Raw genomic sequence first — 14505 nt, 5'->3', positions numbered from 1 at the left:
CCTCCATTATTTAGCTCCTTCCATATAGATAGTTGTTCGATTCCTTTTGCTCTTATCTCTCCCGCTTCCAGTTGTAATTAACTTTTCCTTTAGTTTGGTAGTATTACGTTTCATTTTGACCCTGTTTTCACTTTGTTAGACAGCGACTACTTTTCATTGTCAAAAAAACTAGCCTTAAAATAAGACTAGTTTTTGCAAGCAATAAACTCTATTCTAATTATACTTTTGTCACCACAACATAACGATTAGGATCATCACCTTCTGAGTGACTTTCTACACCTTCAATTTGAGAGAGATACTTATGAATGATTTTACGTTCGCTGTTGGTCATTGGATCCATCACATACTCTCTCCCTGTTTCTTTTACTTTGGCTGCTATTTTTTCTGCTAAATTAATCAGAGTCTCTGTACGTTGCTCCAAATAATCACGAACATTAAGAACAACACTAGAGCGTTTAGAATGACGGTCGTACACATAATTTTGTGCTAAAAGTTGTAAAGACTTAAGAACCCTACCGTGATAGCCAATAACACGTCCTGGCTGGTCTGTCTCAATCTGTATAATGATATTACGACGATTGTGACTAACCTCCAGACTAGCATCAACATCCATTTCATAGATGATTTTTTCAAGGTAAGATAAAACGTCATCTGCAGCTGATTGAACTTCTTCAAAATTGCTTTCAGAGGATTTAACTGAACTAAACTCAGATGCCACAAAAGAGCTGAAATCATCTTCTGATTCTGAAGTTTCTACATTCTGAAGTTGAGCAACAGGTTCTAGTTTGGGCGCAAGAGAAGTAACCTTAGGTTCTGTAGCATCCTCTTCTGATGACTCGTGCTTAACAGATAAAGGAATGATTGTCGCCTTTGGCTGCTCCTGTATTTTACCAGGCACCTCTTCCCCAAAGGTCTCAGTAGCCACTGGTTGCTTTAAGATTTCCTGTGCCTCTCCCTTATTATCTGAAACCGTAATAAGCTTTGTCACTTTCTTGAAAGCAGTAGTTTCTTCTTTGGAACTTGTAACAAAATCATCCGGCTGCTTTACAGCATCAGGAGCCACTTTAATAACATCGCGATCAGCTTTGTGAGCTATTTCTTCAATGATTGGTTCAACGCTAACTTGGGCAGGTTTCTTTCCGAACCCTAAAAAACCTTTCTTCTCACGAGAAATCACCTTAATATGAGCCTTCATACGCGGTAGATTAAGGTCTCTCAAACCTTTCTCGATAGCTTGTTCAACTGTTCGTCCAGAATAGACTACCATAAAAAGCCTCCTTATTTACGTTTATTCGCCTTTTTCTTGGCACGACGAATCTTAGCTTTACGTTCTTTTTCTTCTGCTTCCAAACGGTTACGCTCAGCAATGATTTTAAATGGGTTATTAAAAACTAAAATTTGAACGACTTGGAAAGCATTTGAAACTGTCCAATAAAGTGCTACCCCTGAAGAAATCTGTGTCCCAAACCAAAAAATAAAGATTGGAAGCATGATATTCATGACAATAAGCATAGCACTACGATCTTTAGCAACCTTATTCGTCAACCAAGTTGAAAGGAAAGTAAAAGCCGCCGCCAGAATCGGAAGAATGAAGTACGGATCTTTTTGACCAAGATCAACCCACAAGAAAGATCCTTCTCGCAACTCTGGCACACGTGTAAGAGCTCCATAAAGAGCCATCAAAATAGGAAACTGAATTATGAGAGGAAGGAAACTTGCGTAAGGATTTACACCATGCTCTTTATAAAGTTCTTGTTGTGCATAAGCCAGGGCCTCACGATTCTCTCGGCCAGGATACTCACTCTGTAAGCGACGCAACTCTGGCTGAAGCTCTTGCAATTCACGACTTGACTTAATTTGGCGGTTATACAAAGGAATCATGACCGCACGAATCAAAATCGTAAAAATGATAATACCTAATCCAATGGATCCTCCAAATGAGAGTCCTTGAATAGCCTTACCAAAGGTTAAAATGAGACGTTCCCAAACGCCACTAGATTGACTTGTAACGTCACCATGTCCACAAGCCGACAAAAGCAAGAGAGCTCCTGTCCCTAAAATAGATAAACTAAGTTTTTTCTTCACTAAAAACTCCTTTAAAATAGACCAGAGAACTAGTTTTCTTCGTCCATTAAGATGATTCCTGAGACCATGAACAATCTTAGTCATTCCTATAATGTAACGAAGCAAGGCAATTGTCTAGTCTTTATACAACTTTGCTATTTTTAAGACATGAACGAGATTGCTATAAATGTCTTGGTAACTTAAGTCCTCAACACCTTTACGAGCAATAACGACAAAATCTTGATTTTCTAACTGAGATGACATGTCCATCAGTGCATGTCGTAGACGACGTTTTACCCGATTCCGAGTAACCGCATTACCAAGACGCTTACTAACTGATAAACCTACTCTAAAATGAGGTAGATTACGATCCAGACAGTAGACTACAAATTTTCGATTAGCAACACTGTGTCCTGCATCAAATAATGCTTTAAAGTCTTTCTCTTTCTTAACGCGATAAGATTTTTTCAAAATGTGACTCCAAACTCAAAATTAGTACTATTATATCATAAATAGCAAAAAAGCCCAAAACCTTATGGTTAGGGGCTTAGAGACTTACTTGTTGAGACTTTGCTGAGCTTCTTTGATTTGCCATTTAACTTGATCAAAACCTGTCCCACCAAGAGAATGACGACGCTCAACAGCAGTGTGAGACTTTAATGTTTCATAGATATCCTCTTCAATCAAATCTGAAACTTCTTGATAACGTTCAAGAGGAACATCTTGAAGGTAATAACCTGCTTTAGTACACTCGAGGACAAGCTTCCCTACAATTTCATGAGCTTCACGGAATGGAAGTCCTTTAGTTGCAAGGTAATCCGCCAATTCCGTAGCATTTGAGAAATCTTTTTCTGTCGACTCTGCCATATGCTTGTCGTTAACAGTCATAGTATTGAGCATACCTGCAAGGATGTCAATAGCGACAGTAATCGTTTCTACCGTATCAAACATACCTTCTTTATCTTCTTGTAGATCCTTATTATAAGCCAAAGGTAGTGATTTCATCACGGTCAATAGTCCAATTAGATTACCATAAACACGACCTGATTTCCCACGAATAAGTTCCGCCATATCTGGATTTTTCTTTTGAGGCATAATGGAAGATCCTGTTGAAAAAGTATCCGAAAGAGTTACAAACTTAAACTCGTTAGAGCACCAGTTAATGATTTCTTCACAAATACGTGTCATATGCATCATAAGGATACTTGAATTTGACAAGAATTCGAGAATAAAGTCACGATCGGAAACAGCATCTAGAGAATTACTATATGGTTTTGCAAAGCCCATTAAATCAGATGTCATATTACGATCAATTGGGAAAGTTGTCCCTGCTAAAGCGGCAGCACCAAGTGGGGAAATATCGGTATGCTTGATATTAAATTCAAAACGTTCAGCATCACGTGTGAACATATTGTAGTAAGCCATCAAGTGGTGACCAAAAGAAATCGGCTGAGCATGCTGTAAGTGGGTGTACCCTGGCATAATTGTGTAAGTATGTTTATCTGCTAGACTGACCAAGGTATTACGTAAGTTATCAATTTTCTCAATAACTTCCACGAGTTTGGCTTTCAGATACAAGTGCATATCTGTCGCTACTTGGTCGTTACGTGAACGCGCTGTATGAAGCTTTCCTGCCACAGGTCCAATTTTAGCCGTTAGAAGACTTTCTATATTCATATGAATATCTTCGTTGGAAACATCGAATTCCAGCTTACCAGCCTTATATTCCTCCAGAAGCTCTTCCAAGCCCTGTTTAATTTGCAAAGCCTCCTCTTGAGCAATAATTCCTGTCTCACCCAACATGGTTACATGGGCAATAGAGCCTTTCAGATCAAACTCAGCCATCTTTTGGTCAAAGGAGATTGAAGCACCAAATTCTTCTACCCATTTTTCAAGACTAGCTTCGAACCGACCGCCCCATAGTTTATGATTTTCTGCCATAGTTTTTATGTTGAAGATTTTCCTAAACGATAAGATAACCTTCCGTCCTTTCTTAATACTTATAACAAGTAATGACCTCTTAGGCCACAATATTTTAAATGAAAAAAGCTAGATATTTTTTGTCTAGCTTAGTTTGTCTCTCTGGACACTTGTTTTCCTAAAACCCGATCTCAGTCGTAGTTTATTTAGGATCGTGACGCCTCGCAGAACGTCTTCACGAGAATAATATAAGTTATAAGAAAAGAGTATCAGATGCGGCTCCCTGTCCACTTTTATCTGATATTAAGAAGTTTCTTCTCATATCCTGCTTTTCTTATGAAATCTGTTATTATTTGTCAAATGGATGGTTAACTTGAGAATTTACCTGTGTTGGAAGTCCCCAAAGCTTGATAAATCCAATCGCAGCATCTTGATCAAAGCTGTCGGCTGATGTGTAAGTAGCCAAGTTTTCATCATACAATGAATTAGCTGATTGACGTGCGACTACTTGTGCATGCCCTTTGTAAAGTTTTACTTTAGCGATACCATTAACTACTTTTTGTGTTTCCTTGATATAAGCAATGATAGCTTCTGTTGCCGGACTAAACCACAAAGCGTTATAGATGAGATTTGACAATTCATTTTCAAGAATTGGTTTAAAGTGAGATACTTCACGAACCAAAGTTAAATCTTCAATTTCTTTATGAGCTGTCAAAAGTGCAATAGCTCCTGGGCATTCATAAATTTCACGTGACTTGATACCCACAAGACGATTCTCAACGTGGTCAATACGTCCAACGCCATGCTTACCAGCGATAACATTCATTTCTTGGATAAGGTCAGCCAATTTCATTTCTTTACCATTAAGAGCAACTGGTTTCCCTTCCTTAAAAGTTACATCTACATACTCAGCTTCATCGGGTGCAGACTCTGGTGAGTTAGTAATTCCAAAAGCTTCTTCCGGAGCTTGGTTCCAAGGATTTTCAAGAACACCACACTCATTGGCACGTCCCCAAAGGTTTTGGTCGACTGAGTAAGGATTATCAAGGTCTGCCGGAACTGGAACACCATTAGCCTTAGCATACTCAATTTCTTCCTCACGAGACCATTTCCATTCACGTACTGGCGCCACTACTTTAAGACTTGGATCTAGGGCAGCGATGGCAACTTCAAAACGAACTTGGTCATTACCTTTACCAGTACAACCGTGAGCGATGGTTGTTGCACCTGTTTTATGAGCAATTTCAACTAATTTTTTAGCAATAATTGGACGGCTAAGGGCTGAAACTAAAGGATATTTTTGCTCGTAATAGGCGTGAGCTTGAAGTGCTGGAAGCACATAATCTTCAGCAAACTCATCTTTGACATCAAGAACATAAGACTCAACAGCTCCAACAGTCAAAGCTTTGTCATGTATAAACTCTAAATCTTTACCTTCACCCACATCCATACAAACAGCAATAACATCGTAATCTTTTTTAAGCCATGTAATAGCGACTGAGGTATCAAGACCTCCTGAATAGGCAAGAATAACTTTCTCTTTTGACATATTATTTTCTCTTTTCTTATATTTTCTTAGGGTTGCTATCTCTATCAACCTTACGAGATAAATTATATTGAATATTTATTCATATGTCAACTATTTTTTTGATATTTTTTTATATTTATTTTTATTTTTATATTTTTAGTCAAAAAGTGTTTTATTTTTTTGGTTTTTATTCAATTTTATGCAATATCAGATTGAAAATAAATAACAGCCTTGAAACTGTTTAAATAGATTTAAAAATGTTTTTAACTATTTTTCTTATAAAATGCCAAAAGGCCTGTACAAAGTACTGACCTTTTGAACAACAGCATCCTCGGTAGAGAACAGAGCAACAATTTTAGATAGAATGAATGTCGTTTTTTATCCTGAACTGTAATTTCTTAGTCTATTTTTATAAATTGCTAAATTTGATCACTAAAAGCCATCCCGTAATGCCTCCTAAAAATAAGCAAGGGACTCCCGCTTTTCCTTTCAAAAATCAACCTACTTTGTTGTAAGATAAATATATAATTTAGCGTCGTTCCTATTAGAAAAAACTAAAAATATAAATCTATTTTTTTCCTAGTTAAGAACCATCAATTATTCAACTGATAGTCAGACCATGTCACATATGAATTTGTTTACGTAACATAAAAAAGAGCCTAGATACCCCAAGCTCTTTAACTGACTTATAACCTCAATTATGGATACATGTCAATGACGTAGTAGAAATACCAACCAAATCTTCACTTCTCTCAACTTTTTATTACAAATCTATTATAAAACTAATTTAAAGTTTTTAAAATGATAATATGACTACGTTATATCATCATTGTATTACAAAAACACTCTTAACTAAAATCATATGATGGCTGACATATTGCTTATGTACATTCGAAAACCCAACAAATGTTGGGTTCGTTTTTTTATAGTGTTGCGAGAACTTGATCAATATGTTTAATAGATTTTTCACGACCAAGTAAAAAGATAGTCTCTGGTAATTCTGGGCCGTGCATCTCTCCTGAAACAGCTATACGAATTGGCATGAAGAGGTTTTTCCCTTTAATTCCTGTTTCTTTTTGAACAGCCTTAATTTGTGAGAAAATATTTTCTGTAACAAACTCATCATCTGACATAGCTTCAAGTTTAGCTTTAAAGGCCTCAAGTACTGTTGGTACTGTTTCACCAGCCATAACTTCTTTTTCAGCCGCTGTCAATTCTGGGAAATCTTCGAAAAAGAGGTCTGTAAGAGGTACAATTTCTTCCGCAGCTGTCATCTGTGGTTTATAGAGTTCAACTAATTTTTCAGCTTTATCTGTCAAACGACCAGCTTCTTCCAAGAAGGGTTTGCAAAGAGCAAAGACCTTATCGAAATCAGCATGCTTGATGTAGTCATTACTCATCCAATCCAGTTTCTTCTGGTCAAAGGCCGCTGGAGACTTACTTAGACGGTTTTCATCAAAGAGTTTGATAAGTTCTTCGCGAGAGAAGATTTCGTCCTCACCACCAGGGTTCCAACCTAGAAGAGCAATAAAGTTGAAGACTGCTTCTGGCAGGTAACCTTTTTTACGGTAATCTTCGATAAATTGAAGGGTATTAGTATCACGTTTAGACAACTTCTTACCAGTTTCAGAATTGGTGATAAGGGTCATGTGCCCAAACTCAGGCGCTTCCCAACCAAGAGCCTCATAAACCATAAGCTGTTTTGGCGTATTGGCAATGTGGTCATCTCCACGGATCACGTGTGAAATTTGCATATCGTGGTCATCAACAACAACCGCAAAGTTGTAAGTTGGATAACCATCCCTCTTCTGGATAACCCAATCACCACCGATATTGCCACCTTCAAATTCGATATCTCCTTTAACGATATCATGCCATTTATAGATTCCTGACTCATTAACAGCCAAACGAACTGTAGGAATAATGCCAGCGGCTTCACGTTCTGCGATGTAGGCGGCTTTTTCTTCTTCAGTCATACCAAGGAACTCGTTAATATAACGAGGTGTTTCACCTGCTGCTTCTTGACGTTCACGTTCTGCAGCCAACTCTTCTTCAGTTACATATGACTTGTAAGCCTTACCTTCTGCCAAAAGTTGATCAATATATTTTTGGTAAAGTGGCAAACGCTCTGATTGACGGTAATTTTCATGTGTTTCAGGACTTTCATCCCAGTCAATTCCCAACCAACGCAAATTATCAAGCTGTGAACGCTCACCATCTTCAACGTGACGCTTACGGTCAGTATCTTCAATACGGATAATGAAAGTACCGCCATGATGACGTGCATAGAGGTAGTTAAACAATGCCGTACGGGCATTACCAATGTGTAGCAGCCCTGTTGGACTTGGTGCGTAACGAACGCGGATATCTTTAGCCAAGATAAATCTCCTTTTTATGTTTCATTCTTCAGTCTTTGGATACCTGATTAGCTTGAAGGCTCTCCCCAAGCTTAAGCATAAGCTTATAAGTATCAATCCTTTTTATTATAACACAATCTAAAGGTTGTTCGAGGAATTTTATCAAAAAAACGACCACCTAAAGGTAGACGTTTTCGATAGTTTACTTAACGTGTTTTGCAAGATCTTTTTGAGCTTTGTCATTAGATTTTGCTTTTTCTTTAAGCCAATCTTTATAAGCTGAATCATACTGTTTCTTAGTTACAATATCATCTTGAGATTTAATATACTTGAAGTAGTAGGTCGAACCTTTATCACCAGCTTAAGCGTAAGCTCCTGAGAATGGCTGTATGCGAGAAACTACCGTTGCTGCACCACTATAAGCGGTAGCTGGAAGATAGAGGGCACTATCTTTCAACCATGCTTGAGCTTTAGCATATTTTTCATAACGAACTTTTAAATCTGTGGTTTCCTTAGAAGCATCCTCAACTAATTGGTCATATTCTTTAAGACCTACTTTTTCCACAGCTTGACTATTTGGATTGTCGTAACCCATAAAGGACTTGGTGTTCTCGCTACTAGTCGTTTTCAAAACATCAAGATATGTGGATGGATCGAGGTAATTAGGCTCCCAAGCAACACCAACTGACAAGTCCCAATCCTCTGCTGCTGCATTCGAAGCATAGTAAGTAATATTGTAGAAATCGTTGGCTGACAATTGATGGATATCAATGACAACATTCTCTTTTCCAAGTGTAGCTTCAATAGACTGTTTGAGAGATTGCACTTGATTCACAAAAACTTACTTGTTTGGTTTACTGGAATGTCCAAATAAATCGGGAATTGAACTCCTTCTGCTTGAAGGGCTTCCTTAGCTTTCGCGAACTCAGCCTTAGCTTTTTCTGGATTGTAAAGACCATCTTGACTATCTGCAAGATTCACACCAGACCACTCATCACCATAAGCAGGAAGTTGATCCATTACCATTGTTCCGAAATCTTTACCATCTGCTTGAAAAAAGTCTGGTTTAACTGCTTGAAAAAAGTCTGGTTTAACAAAGATATTACGAACAGCTGTATTAGCACTTTCTTTACCATTCAACTGAGCTGCATAATTTGTACGATCAATGGCAAATCCTAATGATTGACGGAAATCCTTATTAAGAAGTACTGCTTTAGTTGATGATTTCTGTTGGTCATTTTCTTTATACGCATAAAATATACCGTAACCTCCAACAATCAACACTACCTTCTGAAGATTTTTTATTTTCTAATCAAGTATTCCTATCTAGCTCAATTAAAAAAACCTATCCGAAGATAGGTTTTTACTACTCTTACAATGAGTTAGGATCAACTTTGATACCAGGACCTTGTGTAGTAGTGATTGAAAGGTTTGTGATGTAAACACCTTTCGCTGTAGCTGGTTTAGCTTTTTGAATAGCATCGTTAAATGCTTTGAAGTTTTCAACCAATTTTTCAGCTTCGAATGAAACTTTACCGATGATAGCTTGTACGTTACCTGCTTTATCAGCACGGTAAGTGATTTTACCACCTTTAGACTCTTCAACTGCTTTAGCAACGTCCATAGTTACCGTACCAGTTTTAGGGTTTGGCATCAAGTTACGTGGTCCAAGGACACGTCCAAGACGACCAACGATTGCCATCATGTCTGGCGTTGCAACAACAACGTCAAAGTCAAGCCATCCACCGTTGATTTTATCAACGAGTTCGTCTTCACCAACGAAGTCAGCACCTGCTGCTTTAGCTTCTTCAGCTTTAGCACCACGGGCAAATACAAGAACGCGTTGAGTTTTACCAGTACCGTTTGGCAATACCATTGCGCCACGGATTTGTTGGTCAGCTTTCTTAACATCGATGTTAAGGTTGTATGATACTTCAACAGTAGCATCGAATTTTGCGAAGTTAGTTTCTTGTGCAAGAGCTACAGCTTCTTCTACGCTGTAAGCTTTTGTGCTGTCGATTTTCTCAAGAGCAGCACGCATTTGTTTGCTTTTTTTAGCCATGTTAATTATTTCTCCTTGTGTATTGTGGTCATAACGACTTTCATCTTCCACGTCACTCAGCGAAGTGAGGCGACGTCTGTGGTTTTCTTGTTAACTGAATTAGTCAGTAACAGTGAATCCCATTGAACGTGCAGTACCTTCGATCATACGCATAGCTGATTCGATGTTTGCAGCGTTCAAGTCAGGCATTTTAGTTTCAGCAATTTCTCGTACTTGCGCACGAGTTACTGAAGCAACTTTAACTGAGTTTGGAGTACCTGAGCCTTTTTCAACACCTGCAGCTTTTTTCAAAAGAACAGCAGCTGGTGGTGTTTTAGTGATGAAATCGAATGATTTATCTTCATACACAGAGATAACAACTGGGATAATCATACCAGCTTGATCAGCTGTACGAGCGTTAAACTCTTTAGTGAATCCCATGATGTTGATTCCGGCTTGACCAAGAGCTGGTCCAACTGGTGGAGCTGGAGTCGCTTTACCAGCAGGAATCTGAAGTTTTACGATGTTTTCGACTTTTTTAGCCATTTTGTAATTTCCTCCTATTGTGGTTTTGGCGGTAAGTAAGTTTTATTACCTCCCACAAGTATGTTTTTACATACCTTATCTATTATACAAAAATTCTTTTTAGATGCAAGAAATTCTTATTAAGTTTAGGAAAAAATTTACATTAAGACTTTTTCGCGGTAAAATAGACCTATGGTTCTATATAAATTCTTTGCTATAGCATTTTTGATTTTAACACCTATCTTTGCTTTTATTATCCACCGCTTCTTCAGTTTAAAATATCTCGGTCTTAATTTCGCTGATTTAACCTTTCCACTTTATTTTATTGAAGTCATTGCTATATCAGCTCGTTTTTTTACCCATAGTTTTCTGCCATACATCACCATCTTATTATCACTGGCAGCTATTATTATCACGATTCAGATGCTGAGAAAAACACAATCCTTTAAATTTAAACGCTTCCTTAAGTTTTTCTGGCGCATCAGTTTCTTTATTACTAGTATTTTCTATTTAGGGACTGTAATTCTCATTTTTATCGTCTCTTAAAAACAAGAAAACTCAGCATATTTTAGTAAGCTGAGTTTTTTACATTGAATTATAAAAAAGCAGGCAATCATGCCTGCTAAATTTTTAGATATTAAGGGAAGACCTGAGTCATTCGTCCAGTATCTACATCGTAAACCGCACCAGAGATGATAACATCCTTAGGAATAAGTGGCGACTGACGAAGAATAGCCATATCTTCACGGACACTCTCTTCTACATCTGTAAATGGAAGAAAATCTTGATCAGATACGTCAACGCCAAGTTCTTTATTAAGATAGGCCGTAAACTCATCGTTCTTAAAGGTCTGAGCACCACAATCTGTATGGTGAAGAACTACGATTTCACGTGTCCCCATCTGTTGTTGGGAAATGACCAAAGAACGAATCATATCTTCCGTAACACGACCACCCGCATTACGCAAAATATGAGCGTCACCTAGTGCCAACCCTAAGGCCTGGGCAACGTGAAGGCGCGAATCCATACAAGTCACAATAGCCACCTTAGTCTTAGGTTTCAAGGGAAGATGGGCTGTCCCGTGAAGATTAACATAGGCTTTGTTGGCATTGAGAAAATTTTCAAAATAGGACATAATAACTCACTTTCTAACGGAGAACTAATTTGACATTCAAATTATTTACAGTCTATCTTATCATCTTTTTCTTAACTTGTCAGCTATCAACTTCTTTAAGTGAAAAAGAGAGTCCTACCTATCGAGGTTATTCTCCTTTATTTTATGAACGTTTTGGTAAGCATCTATTAAGTAAGCCTGCGAAGGTTTGAAGGTTGAGACTTTGAACGTAGATTTCTCCTGTTCCCCTGAAGGTATTAACCACACCTTCACCTGTTCCGATAGACTGCCAGAAACCATTTTCCAAATGAATACTATAATCAATAGTCTGGCTCCAAGCAACAACATGGGCATTATCAATAGTCACTTCTTGATTGTTTAGCACAATTTTTTAATAGAACCGTAAGCATTGGCCAAAAGAGTCCCTTGACCTTGGGTCGTCATAACGAAGAATCCTCCCTGGCCACCAAAGAGAGCCTTACCGATCGATTGGGTTTCCATTGTATAGTAAGCCGTACCATCAAGTGCTAAAAAGGCACCATCATTAAGTCGGTACTGCTTTTCACCAAGATATAGCGGAATCACCTGACCTGGTGAGTCGTGTGCCAATGCTAGGTAAGCATTATTAGACTGGGCAAATACCTGGGTAATAAAGGTACTTTCACCCGAAACCATTGACCGTCCAACTGCTTTTACAAAGCGTCCTACACCAGAGCCACTTGCATTTAATTTGGTGTTGAGAGTCACACATTAGGTGTATGGTAGACCATACTGCCAAGTTGGATAAAAACCGTTTCACCTTGATTAAGAGTTAACTCTACCAGCTGGAATTGCATATTGCTGTCTGTGAAAAATTGCATAATAGATACCTCACTATTCTTAAGAAAAGTATAGTATCGAACAGGTATTCTTGCAGCCGCTTTCAGATTCCAACTCTGAGCATATCTTTTAAGAAAAGACTTTTTTGAGTACTTCTCCTACCGTTGTGACCCCAATGACCTGGATACCTTCTGGAATCTTCATGCCATGAAGCGAATTTTTAGGAACATAAATCTTAGTAAAACCTAGTTTAGCGGCTTCATTGATACGCTGCTCAATACGAGTCACACGACGAATCTCTCCGGTCAAGCCAATCTCTCCTACGAAGGCTTCTTGTGGATTGGTTGGAAGCTCCTTGTAACTAGAAGCGATAGCAACGGCAACTGCAAGGTCAATAGCTGGCTCGTCCAACTTGACACCACCAGCTGATTTGAGATAGGCATCTTGATTTTGGAGAAGAAGGCCGCAACGTTTCTCTAAGACAGCCATGATAAGGCTGACACGGTTAAAGTCCAGTCCCGTCGTTGTCCGCTTTGCGTTACCAAAGACGGTCGGTGTCACCAAAGCTTGAACCTCAGCTAGGATAGGTCGACTCCCCTCCATTGTGACAACAATGGCAGAACCTGTGGCACCGTCTAGGCGTTCTTCTAAGAAAACTTGGCTAGGGTTTAGTACCTCGACCAGACCACCTGACTGCATTTCAAAAATACCAATCTCATTGGTTGAACCAAAACGGTTTTTAACTGCCCTCAGAATACGGAAGGTATGATGACGTTCCCCCTCAAAATAAAGCACAGTATCCACCATGTGCTCCAACATACGTGGTCCAGCCAGCTGTCCCTCCTTGGTCACATGCCCAACAATAAAAGTGGCAATGTTATTGGTTTTGGCAATCTGTATGAGTTCGGCAGTTACTTCACGAACCTGGGAAACAGAACCTTGAACGCCAGAGATCTCTGGGCTCATGATGGTCTGAATAGAATCAATAATGAGGAAATCGGGTTTGATACCCTCCACTTGACTACGGACTGCTTGCATATTGGTCTCAGCATACAGATAAAATTCGTTATCAATATCACCTAAACGTTCACTCCGCAATTTGATTTGCTCGGCCGATTCTTCCCCAGAAACATAGAGGACAGTTCCCTTGTTAGCCAGCTGTGTTGACACCTGTAAGAGGAGGGTCGATTTCCCTATTCCTGGATCTCCTCCAATAAGAACCAAACTCCCCGGAACCACACCGCCACCTAAAACACGGTTAAACTCGTCCATATCGGTTTTTATGCGGGCATAACTAATTGAAGAGACTTCTTTTAACTTAGTAGGTTTGGACTTTTCACCCGTCAAACTGACACGGGCATTTTTAACCTCCTGCACCTCAACCTCTTCCTCAAAAGAGGACCAAGAAGAACAATTGGGACAGCGCCCTAGATATTTGGGTGAATTGTAGCCACATTCTCTACAAACAAAAGTTGATTTTTTCTTAGCTATGATTCTAATCCTTTCCTTTCATGATAAACTCAGACATTGCCATCTACTCCTATAAGCTCTAGTTTTAGCACGATTTCTCTAGAAAAACTCTTTTAAATCCAGATTGGTTAAGCAAGAAGCCCTACGCTGCTCAAAGATATGAGAAGATATAACCAGCAATCCGGCCGCAAATTTCTTCTATTTTCCAGTTGACCCGAACCCACCAGTTCGAACCCCATCTGCTTCGTCTCCATCAACAATCAAGAAGGGCATAAAGACACCTTGAACGATGCGCTCACCAACTTCAAGAGTCACAGGCTGGTCAGTAATATTTTTCATCTGGGCGAAGATATGTCCTTCATTTCCGGGATTTCCATAGTAATCGCCATCAATAACTCCAACTGAGTTGATTAAGACCAGACCTTTTTTACGAGGGTTAGAGGAACGGTCATAGAGATAGAGAACCTCACCAGGTTGCATGTAAGCCTTAACACCTGTTGGTACGAGAACAATTTCCCCAGGAGAAATCATAGTATTCTCCGCAACCTTTAAATCATAGCCAGCTGCATGGGCAGTCTCTCGCTTTGGAAGTAAGTCCTGATTGTTATAGGTTGATACAAGTTCAAATCCACGAATTTTAGTCATTATTTTTCCTTTCAATACATCA

Annotated in this window: 12 protein-coding genes and 2 pseudogenes; 1 reads left to right on the top strand and 13 read right to left on the bottom strand. The window is 38.9% G+C overall.

What is annotated here, in order from left to right; all coding sequences use genetic code 11:
• Positions 1-217 precede the first annotated feature (217 nt).
• The 9 genes and pseudogenes from jag to rplK all read right to left on the bottom strand — a co-directional run bounded on the left by jag (position 218) and on the right by rplK (position 10456).
• Positions 218-1267 carry an RNA-binding cell elongation regulator Jag/EloR gene (gene jag / locus MHH90_RS01155; RefSeq protein WP_011681661.1) on the bottom strand — a complete coding sequence of 350 codons (1050 nt, stop codon included), beginning with the start codon at positions 1265-1267 and terminating at the stop codon, positions 218-220.
• Positions 1268-1278: 11 nt separating this feature from the next.
• On the bottom strand, positions 1279-2085 hold the full coding sequence (locus MHH90_RS01150; RefSeq protein ID WP_002953525.1) for a membrane protein insertase YidC: 807 nt from the start codon (positions 2083-2085) through the stop codon (positions 1279-1281).
• A gap of 114 nt (positions 2086-2199) precedes the next feature.
• The gene (rnpA, locus tag MHH90_RS01145; protein WP_011681662.1) at positions 2200-2535 is read right to left on the bottom strand and encodes a ribonuclease P protein component; all 336 of its coding nucleotides are present in this window, start codon (positions 2533-2535) and stop codon (positions 2200-2202) included.
• Positions 2536-2619: 84 nt separating this feature from the next.
• Positions 2620-4005, bottom strand: coding sequence for an argininosuccinate lyase (gene argH, locus MHH90_RS01140; protein WP_014608717.1), 1386 nt, complete (start codon positions 4003-4005; stop codon positions 2620-2622).
• A gap of 328 nt (positions 4006-4333) precedes the next feature.
• Positions 4334-5533, bottom strand: coding sequence for an argininosuccinate synthase (locus MHH90_RS01135; protein WP_002953531.1), 1200 nt, complete (start codon positions 5531-5533; stop codon positions 4334-4336).
• A 902-nt stretch (positions 5534-6435) separates the two neighbouring features.
• The gene (gene gltX, locus MHH90_RS01130) at positions 6436-7890 is read right to left on the bottom strand and encodes a glutamate--tRNA ligase (protein WP_002953532.1); all 1455 of its coding nucleotides are present in this window, start codon (positions 7888-7890) and stop codon (positions 6436-6438) included.
• A 181-nt stretch (positions 7891-8071) separates the two neighbouring features.
• A pseudogene (locus tag MHH90_RS01125) lies at positions 8072-9123 on the bottom strand (peptide ABC transporter ATP-binding protein); the annotation flags it as partial.
• Between the two features lie 118 nt (positions 9124-9241).
• Entirely contained in the window at positions 9242-9931 is a 690-nt protein-coding gene (gene rplA / locus MHH90_RS01120) for a 50S ribosomal protein L1 (protein WP_002946412.1), read from the bottom strand.
• 99 nt (positions 9932-10030) lie between these two features.
• On the bottom strand, positions 10031-10456 hold the full coding sequence (gene rplK / locus MHH90_RS01115; RefSeq protein ID WP_002953535.1) for a 50S ribosomal protein L11: 426 nt from the start codon (positions 10454-10456) through the stop codon (positions 10031-10033).
• A 171-nt stretch (positions 10457-10627) separates the two neighbouring features.
• Between rplK and MHH90_RS01110 the strand changes: the two genes are divergently transcribed.
• On the top strand, positions 10628-10981 hold the full coding sequence (locus MHH90_RS01110) for a DUF3397 domain-containing protein (protein WP_002953536.1): 354 nt from the start codon (positions 10628-10630) through the stop codon (positions 10979-10981).
• Positions 10982-11072: 91 nt separating this feature from the next.
• Here the strand turns inward: MHH90_RS01110 and MHH90_RS01105 are convergent, their stop codons facing one another.
• From MHH90_RS01105 to MHH90_RS01090, 4 genes and pseudogenes are all read right to left on the bottom strand, one after another.
• Entirely contained in the window at positions 11073-11570 is a 498-nt protein-coding gene (locus MHH90_RS01105) for a beta-class carbonic anhydrase (RefSeq protein ID WP_002947059.1), read from the bottom strand.
• A 142-nt stretch (positions 11571-11712) separates the two neighbouring features.
• Positions 11713-12409, bottom strand: a pseudogene (locus MHH90_RS01100) (TIGR00266 family protein).
• A gap of 88 nt (positions 12410-12497) precedes the next feature.
• Positions 12498-13859, bottom strand: a complete 1362-nt coding sequence (radA, locus tag MHH90_RS01095; protein ID WP_080998440.1) for a DNA repair protein RadA — start codon at positions 13857-13859, stop codon at positions 12498-12500.
• Between the two features lie 177 nt (positions 13860-14036).
• The gene (locus tag MHH90_RS01090; RefSeq protein WP_002947069.1) at positions 14037-14483 is read right to left on the bottom strand and encodes a dUTP diphosphatase; all 447 of its coding nucleotides are present in this window, start codon (positions 14481-14483) and stop codon (positions 14037-14039) included.
• Positions 14484-14505 lie beyond the last annotated feature (22 nt).

The organism is Streptococcus sp. FSL E2-3488, from assembly GCF_038003585.1.
Taxonomy (GTDB): domain Bacteria; phylum Bacillota; class Bacilli; order Lactobacillales; family Streptococcaceae; genus Streptococcus; species Streptococcus thermophilus.
This window is presented reverse-complemented; position numbering and strand designations above follow the sequence as displayed.